Annotated in this window: 16 protein-coding genes and 1 tRNA gene; 3 read left to right on the forward strand and 14 right to left on the reverse strand. The window is 42.4% G+C overall.

Annotation, left to right across the window (positions count from 1 at the left end):
* Positions 1-33 precede the first annotated feature (33 nt).
* From B9A32_RS03820 to B9A32_RS03885, 14 genes are all read right to left on the reverse strand, one after another.
* A complete protein-coding gene (locus B9A32_RS03820) occupies positions 34-603 on the reverse strand; it encodes a hypothetical protein (protein WP_084067063.1) in 570 nt (189 codons plus the stop codon).
* A gap of 8 nt (positions 604-611) precedes the next feature.
* Positions 612-1787 carry a glycosyltransferase family 2 protein gene (locus tag B9A32_RS03825; protein WP_084067064.1) on the reverse strand — a complete coding sequence of 392 codons (1176 nt, stop codon included), beginning with the start codon at positions 1785-1787 and terminating at the stop codon, positions 612-614.
* Positions 1788-1846: 59 nt separating this feature from the next.
* Positions 1847-2491, reverse strand: a complete 645-nt coding sequence (locus B9A32_RS03830) for an exosortase C-terminal domain/associated protein EpsI (protein WP_084067065.1) — start codon at positions 2489-2491, stop codon at positions 1847-1849.
* Positions 2481-3344 carry an exosortase/archaeosortase family protein gene (locus B9A32_RS03835; protein ID WP_084067066.1) on the reverse strand — a complete coding sequence of 288 codons (864 nt, stop codon included), beginning with the start codon at positions 3342-3344 and terminating at the stop codon, positions 2481-2483. Before B9A32_RS03835 ends, B9A32_RS03830 begins: the two co-directional genes overlap by 11 nt.
* A gap of 1 nt (position 3345) precedes the next feature.
* Complete coding sequence (locus B9A32_RS03840) at positions 3346-4179, reverse strand: hypothetical protein (protein ID WP_084067067.1); 834 nt, start codon at positions 4177-4179, stop codon at positions 3346-3348.
* 410 nt (positions 4180-4589) lie between these two features.
* Positions 4590-5837, reverse strand: a complete 1248-nt coding sequence (locus B9A32_RS03845; protein WP_084067068.1) for a DegT/DnrJ/EryC1/StrS family aminotransferase — start codon at positions 5835-5837, stop codon at positions 4590-4592.
* 3 nt (positions 5838-5840) lie between these two features.
* Positions 5841-6992: a FemAB family XrtA/PEP-CTERM system-associated protein gene (locus B9A32_RS03850; RefSeq protein WP_232367029.1), complete on the reverse strand. Its 1152-nt coding sequence runs from the start codon at positions 6990-6992 to the stop codon at positions 5841-5843.
* A 139-nt stretch (positions 6993-7131) separates the two neighbouring features.
* Positions 7132-7983 (reverse strand): XrtA system polysaccharide deacetylase, encoded by an 852-nt coding sequence (locus B9A32_RS03855; protein ID WP_232367030.1) that lies wholly within the window; start codon positions 7981-7983, stop codon positions 7132-7134.
* A complete protein-coding gene (locus B9A32_RS03860) occupies positions 7976-9409 on the reverse strand; it encodes a porin family protein (RefSeq protein WP_084067071.1) in 1434 nt (477 codons plus the stop codon). The genes B9A32_RS03855 and B9A32_RS03860 overlap by 8 nt, the downstream gene beginning before the upstream one ends.
* Before the next feature lie 212 nt (positions 9410-9621).
* Positions 9622-10194 (reverse strand): polysaccharide biosynthesis/export family protein, encoded by a 573-nt coding sequence (locus B9A32_RS03865; RefSeq protein WP_084067225.1) that lies wholly within the window; start codon positions 10192-10194, stop codon positions 9622-9624.
* Between the two features lie 182 nt (positions 10195-10376).
* A complete protein-coding gene (locus B9A32_RS03870; protein WP_084067072.1) occupies positions 10377-11771 on the reverse strand; it encodes a TIGR03013 family XrtA/PEP-CTERM system glycosyltransferase in 1395 nt (464 codons plus the stop codon).
* 162 nt (positions 11772-11933) lie between these two features.
* A complete protein-coding gene (locus B9A32_RS03875) occupies positions 11934-12881 on the reverse strand; it encodes a polysaccharide biosynthesis tyrosine autokinase (RefSeq protein ID WP_232367031.1) in 948 nt (315 codons plus the stop codon).
* A gap of 25 nt (positions 12882-12906) precedes the next feature.
* The gene (locus tag B9A32_RS03880) at positions 12907-14544 is read right to left on the reverse strand and encodes a GumC family protein (protein ID WP_084067073.1); all 1638 of its coding nucleotides are present in this window, start codon (positions 14542-14544) and stop codon (positions 12907-12909) included.
* Between the two features lie 330 nt (positions 14545-14874).
* A tRNA-Leu gene (locus B9A32_RS03885) sits at positions 14875-14962 on the reverse strand.
* A gap of 156 nt (positions 14963-15118) precedes the next feature.
* Between B9A32_RS03885 and B9A32_RS03890 the strand changes: the two genes are divergently transcribed.
* The 3 genes from B9A32_RS03890 to B9A32_RS03900 are packed head-to-tail and all read left to right on the forward strand — an operon-like array spanning position 15119 to position 16960.
* Positions 15119-15718 (forward strand): Maf family protein, encoded by a 600-nt coding sequence (locus tag B9A32_RS03890; protein WP_139795702.1) that lies wholly within the window; start codon positions 15119-15121, stop codon positions 15716-15718.
* A 1-nt stretch (position 15719) separates the two neighbouring features.
* Positions 15720-16412, forward strand: a complete 693-nt coding sequence (locus B9A32_RS03895; protein ID WP_084067074.1) for a YggS family pyridoxal phosphate-dependent enzyme — start codon at positions 15720-15722, stop codon at positions 16410-16412.
* Positions 16409-16960, forward strand: a complete 552-nt coding sequence (locus tag B9A32_RS03900; RefSeq protein WP_084067075.1) for an epoxyqueuosine reductase QueH — start codon at positions 16409-16411, stop codon at positions 16958-16960. The genes B9A32_RS03895 and B9A32_RS03900 overlap by 4 nt, the downstream gene beginning before the upstream one ends.
* Positions 16961-16980: the final 20 nt, after the last annotated feature.

A 16980-nucleotide genomic window follows, 5' to 3' on the forward strand; every position in this document is an offset into this window, starting at 1 on the left:
ATCTGCTTTAATATTTTCAAACATTCGAGCCCTTCAACTTGTATTTTTTTGAATCCGTCCTGGGTTTCCCCGAACAACCCTGTCATCAGGTACATTTTTACTCAAAACTGTACCGGCATGGATATGAACGCGGTTTCCGATCTGAATATTTCCATACACCACAGTATCAGATTCAATGCAAACATTGTCTCCAATTTCCGGTGGTACCTGGTCTTCTCCCATACCAATGGTGACCCGGGTATCAACAATGCAGTGATTTCCCATTTTCTGGACACCCATCACAATCTCTCCCCGGTTGGAAAGAAATAACCCGGGGCCAATCACCGACATCTCTCCGATCATAATCTTTGTGGCACTGCGTATGACATAATTAGCAAAGTGAAACAACAGCTTTAAGAGATTCCAACAAAGCCCCTTTTTTTCCCACTGCGCTTCATGGTTCAACCAATAACCGTATCGAAAAACCGCCACGGCCCAAAACCCCCTTGATTGCAAGGCCGTAAGCCACTTCTGAGTACCAACACATTGCCCAGGAAAGGAAGAATAGACTTCCAAATCTTTTTCCAAAAGTTCACACAACTTACGAATTGAATTATTTTTCATGGTCTCGCTTATCTTTTGGACGGTTCCCAGAAGGTCGCCCGATCCCCCATCGCATATTTCCACCAGGCCAAAGCAATTGCGCTGTTAACCGAGATAAAAAAAAATGGAATTTTTACCCATGAAATCATCTTGTGGCCCTCCTTCGCCCACGCTGTATCCCGAAGAATATACCAAAAAAGGGAAATAGAATAAAACCCGCCCTGAATCAAAAGTAAAAAGAGATAGCCTGTTCTCTGCACCAGCAAAATATTGGTGAACATTATAATAATCAGAAAAAAGGGAACCATCCATCGACACAATTTATGGCTAAAAAGTTGCCAAGAAAACAACCCATACCGCCATGGATTGAGCAGGGAAAAATTCCTCATAAAAACAGAAATTCCCCGGAGCACCGTCCTCACCTTTCGATTGAACTCTTTTTTTTCATCGGTGATATTTTTATAATATCCGATGGTGGCAGGATCTATCACTCCTTTCATATTGGACCGAATCGTATTGAGAAGGGTATTAAAATCGCTCGGCAAGTCCGTGGCCCAGTTATGGCAGCACACGGATCTCCTTGCTGCAAAAAAGGATCCGCTTAACCCCACAAGGGAGTTGACCTGGGACTCCAATTTTCGGAGAAACATTTCATATTTCACATAGATGCCCTCCCCACTGATGTTACCCTCGGCATCAATGAATCTGTCTTCACTGCTCACGCACCCAATGGAGGGATCTTTAAAATTCTGTATAATAGTTCGAAGGCCCTGGACATCCAGGGAAGTCGCCACATCAGAAAATATAAGAATATCTCCTTTGGCAATTTCAATAGCATATTTTTGAGCAAATTCCTTGCCCCTTCTTTCCGGCGCTCGGACCAATTTAATTCTTCCCCTTCCAAAGCCCTCCACAATGATATCGGTTTTATCAGTGGAGCAATCCGAGGCCACGATGATCTCAAGTTTCTCTTGAGGATAATCCTGACTCAAGGTTCTTTGAAGTTTTTCTGCAATCTGCTTTTCTTCATTATAAGCGGTAATGATAAAAGAAACACGCGGCAGCTCCCAACCCTTCGAATCAGTTTCTACTCTTCCAGACTTCCGAAAAAGCGACAACCCCATTAGACACGCAGGGTAGCCCACATAAGCATACACCACCATCCCCACTGAAACCCAAAATATCAAAAAGATTATATCTTCCATGACTTTCCTTGCTCAAGCCACAATTTTTGCACCTTGTCTAAATTTTATCCAACATTCAATCATAAAAACGCCACCAGATAAGGAAACAAATCTGTGATGAATCGTTCTAAATATTCATGGGAAGTCTGGCCATTATCCTCGACCGAAAATGGTGTGGACAATCGTACCAACGAACCATTTTGTCCAGCTGTTTTAAATTTATTCAGTATCAAATTAAAACGAAGTTTGATATAATTTCTTCCCATAAAAGATCCTGTTTTATAAAAATAATACACTAAGAGTTTATTGTTTTTATCCTGGATCTGTATAAGTTTATTAATCTTTAAGGAAAAAATATCACCAGTTTGAGTTTTAACATCAATCCTGGCTGGTAATTTTTCCGTTTTTATCCCTTGTCCCCCCAGACACTCCTCTGGTGCATGAAAATCCACTTTTGTCTGTGCATAATAAACAAGGGACAAAAAGACATGGTTCCCTTCTGTATTTTGATAATTCCTGTGTAAAATAGCTTTAGTTTCAAGGATATCCATAACAATGGGATCAAAACTGTAATCTTTTCCAGTCCATTCTCCAATTTTTAAAGGAATCTGTTTTACTGTATCTACACCCTGTTCCATGGTTATATTTTTATCATAACCCACAAATTGAATTGCATACGCAAGAAAAAGCATGACTAAAACAACTAAAATCCAATTATTTTTCATGGCCAATTCCAAGACAAATCATTGAAGCGTACATCAGTCCTAATCCCAACAAAAAAACGACAAGCCCAGACCCTGTATGCACAAAAGTATCAGGTGCAACCGATGCAAGTCCAAATTTGTAGGCCCAAAGTATTAGAATGGGAACCCGAATCAAATTCGACAATAGTGCAATGGGTATCGAAACAAAAAACAGTACCCACCTTCGAATGCCAGACAAATTACTTACATATGCCATTAGAGAGCCCAGGGCCAAAAAAGATATCAGAGATCTCAATCCGCTACAGGGGTTTCCTATAATCAATACCCCCTGCGGAATAAAAACATTAAATCCTTCTCTATAGATTGGGAAACCCATTAAGTGAATAATTTTTACCCCATATTGAGCAACAAACATTTTTAAAGGAAATGAAATTGTAGATATAAAAGCAAGGGGAGCTGGAAACATGAAAAGTAAATAGAAAATGGGAAAACAAACAACTTTTGTCCTTTCCCAACCCCACATGAACAAAACAATCCCATATATCAAAATCCAAATAGAAAAACCTGAAATAGAGAAAATATAAACCGCTGTTCCCAAAATATGAAGTGCCGCAGCTAAGACAACCAATAGAAAACCAAACCATTTAGTTTCACAGGCAATTTCATGCAACACATGCCGCTTTAGCCAGACTAAATATCCGCTGACAAAAGGGATAATAAAACCGTGGGAATAATAAGAATCAACACTGTTATATCTATCCAGCATCCATTTCAATGTATCATGATAACTAATAAGAAAAAGCACTACAAAGAAAAAAAGATACAGGTAAAATTCTTGCCATTGAAAAAAAAGAATCTTACGATTTACCTGCATATTATTCCACTCCTGCCAAAAACGTAAGTAACCTGCTGGCTACATTTTTTTGTCCTCTTTTGTTTAAATGTCCACCATCATCGCTATACCCATCGTACAGAGATAAATATCTTTTGTTTTTTTCTGTAAAATAGACAAGACTCCCATCTGGGCGGGTTGATTGGACTCTGGCAAGATCAAATATGGGATCAATGCCGTCATAAGCCTCCAGAAGTTTTAAGTTAAACTGGTTTCTTTTAATGTTGGTGGCCATTCCACCCACAGGTTTACCCAATATTTTTTTTACCCATGCCTTTGGCCCCCGCTGAATTGCAGTCAAGGGAACAGTAAAATGAACAAAACGGACATGCTGGTATTTAGATTTCATCCAATCCATCTGTTTTTTATAATTTGAAAACACTTTTTCGATATCGGTATCCTTATTGAAGTCGATATAACAATATTTATGAAATGCAACATCAACGACACCTTTCTGGTTGGCAGGCTCTAATATTTTTGCAAAATCTTTTGTTTTTGATTCAGGGTCTTCGTTGGTTCCAATCTTGAAATGTCGTAACTGCCCTGGCAATATATTTAACACCTCTTTTTTTTCCAGAATTTCCAGCTGAATCTGGGGATTTTCATCCAGCAGTTGTCGAATACCGTCAATAATGTTGTATCCAACAGATTGATGTCCAAAAAAAATTCTTTTATTTGATAGTTTCTGCCAAGATTCCGGCACATCTTCTCTAAGGTCATCCACAGACGCACCTCCATTATTTTTTTCATAAAAAAAATAAAACAAAACAAAACAAATAAAAACAACAAAAGCAATATTTCTAACTTTTAAAAACATGTTTGCTCCGATACAAAGTATTTGACAAAGTATGCTTTAATCTATTGGCCCATTTTTTTAACATTGACATATTTTAAAGCAACCTCTTTTGGAATCATGATAGTTTCGAGTGCTTTGAACAATAAAAAATTAAAAAATCCAGCATCAATAAAAACAAAGTATTACAAATATCAGTCGCGACTAAGCCAAGGTTGTGCAAAGCCCTTCGTTCCAATTTTCATTGTTGTTAATGATTACAGCCATATGGGTTATAAAAAGCACCCGTTTTATTTGATGACGTCAAATGCGCAGAACTGAATCCATGCCCTTTTTAAAGGAATTATCTATGAGTCCGAAGTTTTCATTTCTCATACCGCATGGAATATTTTCAATTTCAAAGAGACACATTGTGTGGCGTCAAACTGGAAAACTTATGACTGACGAGGATTTATCATCAATGCCATGATTTCTTTAAAATTTCCAAGCGAAACAAAAACGTGAACAGGCAAGGTAATTAATGTCCTTGCCACATGGACCGCACCCGGATACGACGTATTTTTAAAATATTCCTTTAAGGCATCAATACGATGGATGGCATCCGGATATCCCCGCATTATTCCCAGACCTTTTTGATTTCCTTTAAGCACTATCTGTCTTAGCAATTCATCATTGACTATCCTTACAGGAAATCGCAACAATGTTTCCTGCTCTTCAAGCTGTTGAAACAGCTTATATCCCTTTTTTTTTTCATCAGTTTCATTGATTTCAAGGGCAGCCCGGAGCAGACGACTTCCATGGCGACGGGCATGTGCCAGCTGTTTCAACCTCACCTGCCAGTTTCTTGCAAGTCCCGCCTGCAACGAAGACATTTTTTTCAATGGAAAGGAAATTTCAAAAACCGTTTCCCCTAATTTTAAAAAGGGAAGTGATTTAGGCAGCCAGAAGAATGCCGGATGCATAAACACATTCAACGCCACAGAATAGACAAACAATTTTAAAATTTCAAACAGACGATAGTCAGGTATGTTGTCAATTGCTCCTTGAATCTGCTTTGCAAGAATGCTGTTATCTGTTAAAATAATTCCCCCTTCAACGGTGGAAAAGGCTTTTCCTCTCCCCAGGCTGAAAAAACCAGCATCTCCAAAGGTCCCCAATCTTTGTCCCTGTAGCTCTCCTCCCATGGCCTGTGCTGCATCCTCTATCATTAAGACCCCATGCTCGGCTGTTATTTCTCTTGTTCTCTTCACATCCGATGGCACACCAAAAAGATGTGTGGGAATCACCGCCAGCACACGATTTTCACTGACAGCACTTGCTTTATCTGAAAGGACCTCTTCCAGGCAATTAAAATCAAAATCAAGGGTTGCCGGATCAATATCACACAATCGAATCTTTAAACCGGCCCGGCAAATTGCCGACGGAACAGAATAACAGGTGTATGCAGGGATAATCACCTCATTTTTATGGGGATTCTGTCTATGCAAGGCCTTTAATACAATGGTCAAAGCGGCTTTTCCTGATGAGAGTAAAAAGCAGTGATTCACGTTGAAGTCGGCAGTCAATTCTGCTTCAAATCGCCGAATCTCCCGTTCACCTCTGACAAGCCCTCTTACGCCGGAAATAATATCCGCAAGTTTAATGGGGGCCGCCGCAGGGGGCAGCGTTCGTCCTATGCGCATCCGTTACAATCCGATATATTTTCTAATCATTGGCCCGAATAAGGCTGTTACTGAGACAGGTAACTTCTGCCAGTATTGAATGGCTCTTTCGAATTTAGATTTGTTCGATACCGCCATTTCAGAGCGATTGTCATTGAGATGAATCCGATACCAGTACAGTAGCTTCGGTTGAGCACCCCACTGCCGTTTAAATCGATAGGTTCCCTCTCCGGGGGATGATCGTCCAAAATCAAACCGCTTATATCCACACTCACAGGCATATTCCAGCATAGTCCAGTATAAGAGCATATTGGGACTCAAATGGCTGTATTTCCGCAAAGAAGAAGCCCAAGGATTCTCCAGGGTAGTTTTAAAACCAGAAATAATGCTTGCCGCGCAAGGGATGTTGCCTTTTTGAACAATAACAACTCTTGTATTTTCATGGAATTGTTCCAGGACATTCTGAAACAATGTCCTGGCATGTACAGGAGAGCCAAGATCCCGCATGTTGATTAAAAAAACCTGATAAAATTTGTCAAGTAATTCGATGCCACCGATTTGGGCTTTAAGGCCCGCCTTCAGAGGCCTCTTAATCTGACTTCTCAGTTTGGATTTAAAGGACTTCATCAAAGCAAAGGACGAGTCAGGCAAATCAAGAAGCATGCGAACCTTATTTTTTTCCAAATCCCACGCCACTGAGTCTATCAAAGAAATCTCTTTAAAGCAGGAGTTCGAACAGGTATGGCGAAGTTCCACATCTTTTACTTTCAATGCCTTGCCCAGTGTAACGGCTTGACTAAGCAGAGCTTTTTCCGTCTCTTCATCATTTGCCAGAACACCCGCCATATCAAAAAAGGGCAATGATATTAACGCCCTCCCAAAAACAAAATGATTGAGATGTACCAGGGGAAGCACGCCTTTCACCTGATCCTCACTCTTATCAAATGCAGCCAGGTAGTATGTCTTATGACCATAGGTACGTTCTATTACGGCCTTCCACAAAAACATATGATATAAAGTTGCTTCATGATGGCTAAGCACGTATCGATCCCATAATGGGGCGTGTTGTTGTTGAAACAGGCTTAGATTTATTGTCATATTTATTCCATAAATCAGGGAAATAACCTCTTCCCCTATCAATCCATCCCCACAGATAAGCAATGTGAGCTTGGTCATAACGTGGGTCATTTTGTGATAAAATTTTAGCGATAGCAATTAATGGTTGTAATTACAGTAGCTTTGCGACCAATAAAATTTTATCTAACGTATAGTGGCCCAGCTTGTGATCAATCCCGTATTATTCAAAGCTCTCGAATCATAGGCCCAGAAATCCAGAACAAGTTTTAAAATCACAATATGAAAAAGACCTTATCAACTTCGTAAGTTTCTCTTGAGTATCAGCAAGGTTGATATAATGTCTAAACCGAAATCCCCCATGGGCCTGGTTGACCCGGGGCTGATCCGGGTCCAGCTCCCAAGGATGGATATAAAACACATAGGCTGCCTGCTTTTTTAATATCCATCGAACTCCTTGTTTGATAGCAAAAAAAGGCAACAGCCTGAAATATCCCCCGCCCCCCATAGGAATAACTTGATCTGACAGCACAAGATTGCTCACCGGAAGTTCATGAAAGGCATCTGAAAGTCTAAGGGAGATACCATTGACATGCTTCCGATCTGTATCAATAATGCCGTAACGTCCATGCCTGTTAAAAGAGTTATAGCTTGAATCATAGAGATAACCACTCTGCTCAACAATGTTAAGGATTTTATCATTAATAGCAAAACTTGGAGCCCGATACCCAACCACGGGAAGGCTAATAATATCCTCAAGCAATTTCCTGCTTCGGACCAGATCATGGAAAAGAGCCTTGTCAGTCATTTTTGTACACAATTCATGGTCAACCCCATGGGAAGCCACTTCATGCCCCCGGTTTGCGATCTCTTTCACAAGGTCTGGACATTTCCGGGCAATCCAACCCAGTATGAAAAAAGTGGCCCGAACTTTGCCTCCAGACACCCCGTCAAACAAATCCAACAGGCGATGACAGTTCTGTTCCACCCTGAGTTCCCGACTATGCCAGGAGGATCTGGCAATCCACGGTTTAAAGTTTTCCACCTGGAACCAGTCTTCCACATCCACGGTGATCAGGATGGTATCAGTCATTGTAAATTCTCTGCTGGAGTTCATTCCGGGTGAGATCTTCCCGCTGACCGCCCATCTCATAGGTGGGATGTACCTGGATGGTAACAGTGCCACGGTGTTCCTGAAAATCATCCCGCAGGGAAGAATCCGTGGTAAAATTTTCATATCCATAGGAAAAGACGATATCACCCCAGGCCCAGGGAGACCAGGTCAGCCCGGCTCCGCCCTGCCAGGAGGTATCAATGCGGTCCACAACTGGCTCTATAAACTCATCCCTGACATATGCCCCCCGGAGTGTGGCGGCCAGATGCTGTTGCATCTGCCAAGTGAACAAAAATCCAGCCTGATAATAAATCTGGAATCCCAGCTCGGCGGAATCATCACTGGTGGGATCAATGCCACTGGCAGCGGTGAAAAGTATTCGGGCATGACGACTCAAATCAACGCCTTTGAACACATTGACGTCCGCAAAAAATCGTCCGTCATTCTCGGTGCCCCACTCTTGGAAAATATAACCGGCACCCAGAGAGACTCCCATATCTTCGGAGACATCCCACTCAACCCCCATGGAAGGAATATACATATTGACGTCGTTGAGCTCCCGCTGGCTGTAAATATGCTCGTATTTAATGTAGCTTAGAAATCTTGGAGAAAGACGCCGCAAAAGCCGAAGATTCGCGGTCCAGGTATCCACATCACTGTCTTGAAAATCATACTGGGTTGTTTCATATTCTACAGTGCTGTCCATTCCCCATTGGTTGGAGAACCAGTACCCCAGAGAGGAGGCAGCACTGTATTCCTGGTAATCATCCAGCACTGGGGGCTCATAATCCACATTGGAGTAATTCAAATAAAGCCCTATCTGGTTGTTTTGACTAAATCGATGGACCACATTCACAGATCCACCATAATCAGTGTGCTCCCGATACTCTCCGGTGAGCTGACGTCGCTCATAGGCATCCGCATAAGTCCCCCCCATCACCACACTGGTTTTATCTGTGATATACAAAGTGGTGCTGAAGCGGCCCGTGTGTTCCCAGGATTCATTGAGCACATCGCGATCATGCCCGTCATAATTAAAACTCATATCCATCACTACCCGACGGGAGGCCTGGACATGGGCCTGGAGAGAAGCATTGTGTTCCAGAGAATTTTCTTCATCATCAATGCTGCTTCGGTCATTGTATTCGGGATTATAGGTGACGGTCACCGTGGAATTTTCCTGGATAAATCGAAGAGACAATGCTGTGCCATAAGTGGTATAGTACTCCTCATTTTTATTGAATTCGCTCTGGTCCGCATTATCAGTATAATGACCGGACACATAGAGAATGGGATAAAAGACTGTTTTCAATGCACCCACAGCCATTTTAATATTCGCAAAAAACAGAAGACTGCCTGTCAGTAGACAAATTAAAAACAGATTAACCGATCTGGATATGTTCATTTATATTTACCACTCTCCATGCAATAAGTTCCTCGTGGACACAAACATAGCTTCATCAAAGTATAGCTGGCCTCCCCCAAAAATGATTTTCTGGGATTGGATAAATTCTGAAGTGAAATCAGGCCAACCTTGTTGACGCTGTAAAATTCTTCTTATAACAGAACGTTATTATAAGCCCCCAGCAAGGTAGTTTTGATCCCTTTGGCCGGAAGCTACGGAACAATAATGGTATCATCCGCTTGAATACGAACATTGCCTTCCAAATTTTTTCCCTTTAAAAACCCCTTGTAATTAATCCTATATATCTGATCTTTACCATCCACGCGCCGGATGAGTCGAATCTCATCCTTGGCCGCCCACTCAGTGAACCCTCCGGCAACGGCAAAAGCCTGCATCACAGTAAGATTTTTTTCAATGGGATACTCTCCGATGCGTTGCACTTCCCCCAGCACATAGTATCGCTGACTCACCGGATGAACCAAAATCACCGTAACAATGGGAGATTCCACATAGCCTGCCAGACGATCCTCCAGAACTTTTTTCAGCATCATGGTGGACAATCCCGCAGCCTGAACATCATTGACCAATGGGAAAGTAATCTTCCCATCCAGACGCACAGTTGCAGCTTCCACAGAAAGGTCAGGTTCCTTCCAGGTAAAAATTCTCAACACATCGCCATGACCTATGATATAGGCATTATCGGACTTTTCCGCCGGACTGGCCATGGCCATATATCCAGTAATGAAAATCAACACCCCCATCCCACACACAATTTTTTTTATCATTCCCATTTTTTCTCCTTTTTTCAGCCCCCATTACGACACATAGCTCCGCACTTTGAGTTACATGACCTCCCATTTAGGAGGATGTCTTCACATGTCGTAAAAAACGCAGTCGCTTTCAACCCACGGCTTAATCGAAATAAAACACAAATAAAACAGCAATGTAAAGGTTAAGATGTTGAGTACTATCTTGCGCCCCGACCAAAGAGAACTGTCTTGATGGTTCGCATAAGAATAACCATATCAATGAGGCAGGATAAATTTTTAATATAAAAAAGATCATACCCCAATTTTTCCATGGTGTCCTCCATTGAAGCGCCGTAATCATACAAAATCTGTGCCCACCCGGTTATACCCGGTTTTACCTCAAAGCGGGCCATATAATATGGAATTTCTTTTTCAAGTTGGTCAACAAAGTATTGCCTCTCGGGCCGGGGTCCCACCAGGCTCATATTACCAATAAAAACATTCCATAACTGGGGTAGCTCATCCAGCCGACACCAGCGCATGAATCGTCCCATACGCGTAATACGGGAATCATTTTCCTGGGCCCATACAGGACCGGTGTTTTTCTCCGCATCGTTGATCATGGATCGAAATTTATACATAATATATACTTTTTTATATTTTCCCACCCGCTCCTGGCTGAACAGGACCGGTCCCCGGGAGTCCAGCTTAATAAGAACGGCAGTAAGCACACCCACAGGGAAAAGCAACACCAGCAGCAGAGACGAAATAACCAAATCCCCTAAACGCTTGCTATAAGCGGTGAGTCTTGAATGGTAAAATCCCCGGGAAAAGATAAGCCAGGAAGGATTGATCTCACAAACCATAAGCTTGCCGGTTAAGGCCTCATAAAAAGTGTTGCCCTCCAGCACCTCAATGCCGGACACTTTGCAAAGCAGAAGTTCCTCAGTGGGAAATTGTCTCCGTTTATCTTTAAGGGCCACCACAATTTTACGAACCCCGAATTGTGCCACCACATTGCAAAGTTTTGATTTTTGAGCCAGAAAATAAAATCTATTTGCCACATATTGGTCAAAAATCTCATGGGTTTCATCTGGAATGACAGCTGTAACAGTGTAACCACAATCAATATTCTTATCTATATGATTCAGAATATTCAAGGCCAGGGGGCTTGACCCCAGTACAACAATACTTTCATTAAACCATCCCTTTTTAAGAACAAGGATATATAGAAGCCTCCACATAAGAATCAGCAAAATCAGCAACACAATGGCAAGGGTAAAAACCTGTGTCGCCACAATTGTCATTGGAAAAAACCAGTAAATCAAGCCAAGAAAAATGGCCGCGCTGCCCAGGGCCATCAGCAGACGAATTAAAATTTCAGAGACTGAGTTAGAGACGTTTAAATCATAAAGATCAAAGTAATAAAGAGCAAGTTGACAGATAACCGTGATTCCTGAAATCCGAAAAAATAAAAAAGAATCTAAGCTCCCTCCATCATTTTGAGACAAACAAACGAAAGATATCAAAATCGAAGAAAAAATAATGACCCCTTCAAAAACAAAAAACAGAATATTTCTCACCGGATGATACTGTTTCAGGATATCTATCACACTTGGCTTCCTTTTGGACAACAAATTACCGTGATTTTCTTAAGCACTTTAATCACATCCAGAACTTATACCTACCAGGCAAAGCCAGAAGTAATATCTAAACAATGTACACCAAGCAATATGGATATGAGGTTGTACCAACAGTATTTCACTTGATATATTTTATTCATAAGTATATTTATTGGTTTTATCAGCATAATTTTTCACCACCCCCAAAATTTTTTCTTTACCATAGGCATCCACAAGATCTTTAAGTGCATTTTTTTTTGAGTATCCAATTTTCACGACAATAATAATAGCATCCACTTGCCGTGCCAGGGCATTGGCCTCTGCCGTCAGGTGGGGGGGCGGTGCATCAATGATAATATATCGATCCTGGTACCTGGATTTCACTTCTTTAAGCATTTTTTTCATCTGCTCTGATGAAATCAGTTCCGACGGATTCGGGGGAGGTGCACCGCAGGGAAGGATGGTAAGTTTATTCAGCATAATTTTTTTTAAAACATGCGAAAGTGGAACACCCTGGGTCAAATATTCAGAGAGGCCAGGAGTATTGTCCGGCAACCCGAATATTTTATGAATGGTGGGACGTCTCAGATCACAATCCATCAAAAGAACATATTCATCAATGCTGTTTGCCATACTAACGGCAAGATTGGCTGCCACAAAGGACTTTCCTTCCCCAGAAGTACTGCTGGTGATCATGATAGTCCGGGGCGGCTCTCCTTTGTCTGGAAAAAGAATAGCGGTTTTCAGCATCCGAAACTGCTCAGCTTCAGGAGAATGGGGCTTGTTATAAGCAATCAAAGAAATGTGAGGATCCCGAATCTCCAAAATCCCGGGAGAAGTCTCCTTCCATGAAGGGGGGGACGATTCAGTAAGATCCCCCATGGCGGACTTAACATTTCCCTGTACAGGAAAAGCCGATTTTTTCTCTATAAAAGAATCATCATCCAGTTGAGTAGGTGCAACAGGATTCAATAAAGAAGCGGATGTTTTTTTTTCAACCTTTTTCTGCGATTGAGTGGAGACTAAGCGTACTTTATCTTTTTTATCCCTTTCATGGATGGGAGTTTTTGATTTTTGCAGTGCCGTAAAAAATTTTCCCATATTACATTTCCAGTAAAGCGTTGAATTAAAAAAGAATCAGTATTTTGTCAACTCCCGCAAAATAAACAAAAGCAAAACCAGCCATAATCAAAAATATATATCCCACAAGAAGAAAAAAAAACAGCCATTGAACGCGTTTCTTCATAGGATTTCCAGATATTTTCAAAGGAGCAACACTGGCCAGAATGGGAAGCCCTGCTAAAACTTCAATCTCTTCGTCTCGTCGAATACTTCCGTCAAAAAATACCAGAATAAAAATGATCCCACCACCGATTACTGCACCTGTAGCAAAAGAAAACACAAATAATTTTCTCACATCCGGAGAAATAGGCCTCTGGGGTAATCGGGCAAAATCTAAAATTCGAAATTGCTCTCCCTTTTGCTTTTTTTCCATATTAACTGAAAGCTCCGCTTCCAGCTTTCGATCTAAGAGAGAACTATAAATAGCCTGGATGTTGGTGTAATCCCGTTCCAATGACCTGAGTTCCTGTTCCCGCTTAGGAGTTTCCTCCACCCGACGCTGGTACACCTTCATACGACGCTGAATATCATTAATATCAAGCTGAATCTGTCGCATCTCATTCTTCAGCTGATTGAGCCGTATTTGCTGCTGTATATCTGCCTCCTGTGCAATCGTTCTGGTGGAAGAATTCATCCTGTAATCAATTGGGTCTGCAGAGGCAGAGGAGATATTTGAATCCAACGAGCCTTCAGCCTCCAGCAATTGTTCAAGCCTTAGAACGGTTGCTCGTTGTTTAAGAACATCCGGATGCTTGTCAGTATACCGCAACAATAAATCTTCAAGCTCACGCTGTGCTTGGGCAAGACGGATAGTAAAATCACTGGGATGAGGTTGATTGACTCCAGATTCAGCTCTTACCTGCTGGGTCATGGTTTGCTCCACGCTGGCTTTGAGCTTTTGTATCTGGGCAATCTGGGATTTAAGACTGCCAATACTGTTTTTTGTTTCCCGTAACATGGACTGACGATCAGTAAGCTGTTGTTGCAACCGATCCAAAGTTCTCAAATTAGATTCCAGTTCATCGGGAAGTCCACCCATGAATTTTGAACGATAGGCAGATAAAATTTTTTCTTTTTCCACCAATTTCTGCCTTGTTTTTTTCAACTCCGCATCCAGGAACTCACTGGTTCCCACAGCCTGGGCCTCTCTTATTTTTAAATTTTCATTCATGTAAAAACTGGCCAGGGTATTGGTGATTTTCATCACCCGTTCGGGATTGGTTCCTCTATATAAAATGGTAAAGGCATCCGCACCTTTTCGGTCCCTGGTGATATCCACGGTAATGCGATCTCGAAGACTTTTGATCTTATCTTCAAGATACATTTTCTCATCTTTATTTTCCTGAAAAAGCCCAAATTGCTTAATAATTTTTTCCAGGTTACTCCGGCTCATTATCTGTTGGGAAATAGTGCTGATGCGTTCCTCAATGCCAGAAGTGACAAGGGATTTCACATAAGTTCCCGGTACTTTCTGGGCCTGAATCAAAATGGTGGTGGAGCTGGAATAAACCCGGGGAATCAACAGGGAGAGGCAAAATCCCACAGTGAGGGCAAGAGACAAAGGAATGACCAGCAACCACCGATAACGTATTAGTATATCAATAATTTCATCTGGTTTTATGGTTAATTCATTTTGTTGCATAAAACCTCTTGGGCATCACTTGGCAATAGTCAATATTTTTAGCGGGTATGGACAAACAAATATTCTCAAAGACACTAACAATGAGTCCAGCAAGAAAGAGAGATTTCCCTGATTGAAACTCCAAAACCGATATTTTTCATTTCCAAAGAAAATGGAAAGGATGCCGATAATACTATCAATATCCATATGATTTTTAAATTTTTTCCACTTTTACTTCTAACTTTTCAATATATGTATCCTGGTAAAAAGTCAATAAAGAACCCCAATTTCAAAGGATAGGCCATAAAAAAAGGGTTAACCGCATCCACGGCTAACCCTTTATATTAAATTTGGTACCTGGGACGAGAATTGAACTCGTACAGAGCTATGCTCCGAGGGATTTTAAGTCCCTTGCGTCTACCTATTCCGCCACCCAGGCAAAAAAACTGTTTCTTCATATAACATGATGCGTTTTTTTGCAAGCCCTAATTCACACGTTCAACCTGGATTCAAGGACTTAAAATACATGGTTCAGGATTTAAAATCGTTCCGCTTTTCTTGTTATATTGTAATGGGTCTGGTAATATACCCGGCCATGAAACATATAACCCATACTCAAATCATCCTTGCCTCCCAGTCCCCCCGGAGAAAATATCTGCTGGAACAGGCAGGCATCACATTTTCGGTGATACCTTCCCACGTTGATGAGATGCAGCAGACAGGGGAAACACCCCGGCAATATGTGGAACGACTCTCCCGTGACAAGGCCCTGGATGTGGCCCGCCACCATGAAAATGCCTGGATCATTGGGGCTGATACCATTGTGGTGGTGGATGACACCTTACTGGAAAAACCCACATCCATGGACCATGCCCGGAAAATGCTCCAGCAGCTGAGCAACAGAACCCACACGGTATTCACGGGCTTTACCGTGTGTGGCCCCAATGAAAGCGCCATCATTACCCGCCACGTTACCACCCAAGTTGAATTCAAATCACTCTCCCCGGCAGAAATAGAATGGTACATCTCCACCCAAGAACCCTTTGACAAGGCCGGAGCCTACGCCATCCAGGGTCTTGGAACTTTTCTTGTGAAAGGTATCCATGGTTCCTACACCAATGTGGTGGGGCTGCCCGTGTGCGAGGTGATTGAAGTATTGATACAGGAAAATGTTATAAGGAGTTTTAATCACTAAAATGGAATCCATTGAAAAACGACTGGCCCATATCAAAGATGAAATTCGCACGGCAGCCCTTGCCTGTGGCAGAGACCCAGAAACCATTGATCTTGTGGCTGTGAGCAAAAAAAAATCCAGTGCTGCCGTCACTTCCGCCATCCAGGCTGGCGTCACCCTTTTGGGTGAAAACTATATCCAGGAAGCCATGGACAAAATCAACACCATTGGCAACACCCCGGCCTCATGGCATTTCATCGGACACCTGCAGTCCAACAAAGCCAAATTTGCCGTCCCGTACTTTGACCTGATCCACACCGTTGACAGCTTTAAACTTGCCCGGGAAATAAACAAACAGGCCGCAAAGATAAATAAACGCCAGGCCATTCTCATGCAGGTGAACATCGCAGATGAGGCCACCAAATCCGGTACCACCGCAGCCAGTGCCCTGGCCCTTGCCCGGGAAATCGCCCCCCTTGAACATATCCACCTCACAGGACTCATGGGCATGCCTCCCTTTTTTGATGACCCCGAAGGTGCCCGCCCCTATTTTAAAGCCATGGCAAATCTTTTTAACACCATCCAAAAAGAAGAAATTCCAGGAGTTGACTTGGAACACCTCTCCATGGGCATGAGCGGAGATTTCAAGGTGGCCATTGAAGAAGGCTCTACCCTGGTGAGAATCGGCACTGCCATTTTCGGGAGCCGGGAATGAAGATATTGCTGCACATGTGCTGCGCACCCTGCACCATTTTCCCCTTAAAAGTCCTCCGCCAAGAAAACATTGAGGTGATGGGCTTTTTTTATCGTCATAATATTCACCCTTACACCGAGTGTCTCCAACGGGAAAAAACCTTGAGGGAGTATGCAGAAACCTCGAATTTCCGGGTGATCTGGCAGGACACCTATGAAATGGAACGTTTTATTCAATCAATCGCATTCCGGGAAAGCATGCGGTGCAGATTCTGTTATCATGACCGTTTAAGTGCTGCCGCCCGGGTGGCCCGCAAGGGAAAATTTGACGGTTTTTCATCCACCCTGCTTTACAGCCGGTTTCAAAATCATCAATTAATCCGGGAAACCGGCGAGGCCATTGGAAAAAAATTGGGAATTCCCTTTTTCTACCGGGATTTCAGGGAAGGGTGGAAGGAAGGTATTGAGACATCAAAGGCCCTTGGCATGTATCGCCAGCAATACTGTGGCTGCATCTACAGCGAAAAAGAGCGATATTACCCAAAGGCAAACCCATCCCGGACATCTTGACGAGAAGGGGTACGGGCAGA

Origin of the sequence: Desulfocicer vacuolatum DSM 3385, from assembly GCF_900176365.1 — a bacterium.
Classification (GTDB): Bacteria; Desulfobacterota; Desulfobacteria; order Desulfobacterales; family Desulfobacteraceae; genus Desulfocicer; species Desulfocicer vacuolatum.

What these genes read in the sequence shown, in the direction of transcription:
- B9A32_RS03855 (WP_232367030.1), bottom strand. Translation starts at nt 7,983, where the DNA reads ATGACTGATACCATCCTGATCACCGTGGATGTGGAAGACTGGTTCCAG.
- B9A32_RS03825 (WP_084067064.1), bottom strand. Translation starts at nt 1,787, where the DNA reads ATGGAAGATATAATCTTTTTGATATTTTGGGTTTCAGTGGGGATGGTG.
- B9A32_RS03880 (WP_084067073.1), bottom strand. Translation starts at nt 14,544, where the DNA reads ATGCAACAAAATGAATTAACCATAAAACCAGATGAAATTATTGATATA.
- B9A32_RS03840 (WP_084067067.1), bottom strand. Translation starts at nt 4,179, where the DNA reads ATGTTTTTAAAAGTTAGAAATATTGCTTTTGTTGTTTTTATTTGTTTT.
- B9A32_RS03890 (WP_139795702.1), top strand. Translation starts at nt 15,119, where the DNA reads ATGAAACATATAACCCATACTCAAATCATCCTTGCCTCCCAGTCCCCC.
- B9A32_RS03865 (WP_084067225.1), bottom strand. Translation starts at nt 10,194, where the DNA reads ATGATAAAAAAAATTGTGTGTGGGATGGGGGTGTTGATTTTCATTACT.
- B9A32_RS03820 (WP_084067063.1), bottom strand. Translation starts at nt 603, where the DNA reads ATGAAAAATAATTCAATTCGTAAGTTGTGTGAACTTTTGGAAAAAGAT.
- B9A32_RS03850 (WP_232367029.1), bottom strand. Translation starts at nt 6,992, where the DNA reads ATGACCAAGCTCACATTGCTTATCTGTGGGGATGGATTGATAGGGGAA.
- B9A32_RS03860 (WP_084067071.1), bottom strand. Translation starts at nt 9,409, where the DNA reads ATGAACATATCCAGATCGGTTAATCTGTTTTTAATTTGTCTACTGACA.
- B9A32_RS03835 (WP_084067066.1), bottom strand. Translation starts at nt 3,344, where the DNA reads ATGCAGGTAAATCGTAAGATTCTTTTTTTTCAATGGCAAGAATTTTAC.
- B9A32_RS03830 (WP_084067065.1), bottom strand. Translation starts at nt 2,491, where the DNA reads ATGAAAAATAATTGGATTTTAGTTGTTTTAGTCATGCTTTTTCTTGCG.
- B9A32_RS03895 (WP_084067074.1), top strand. Translation starts at nt 15,720, where the DNA reads ATGGAATCCATTGAAAAACGACTGGCCCATATCAAAGATGAAATTCGC.
- B9A32_RS03875 (WP_232367031.1), bottom strand. Translation starts at nt 12,881, where the DNA reads ATGGGAAAATTTTTTACGGCACTGCAAAAATCAAAAACTCCCATCCAT.
- B9A32_RS03900 (WP_084067075.1), top strand. Translation starts at nt 16,409, where the DNA reads ATGAAGATATTGCTGCACATGTGCTGCGCACCCTGCACCATTTTCCCC.
- B9A32_RS03845 (WP_084067068.1), bottom strand. Translation starts at nt 5,837, where the DNA reads ATGCGCATAGGACGAACGCTGCCCCCTGCGGCGGCCCCCATTAAACTT.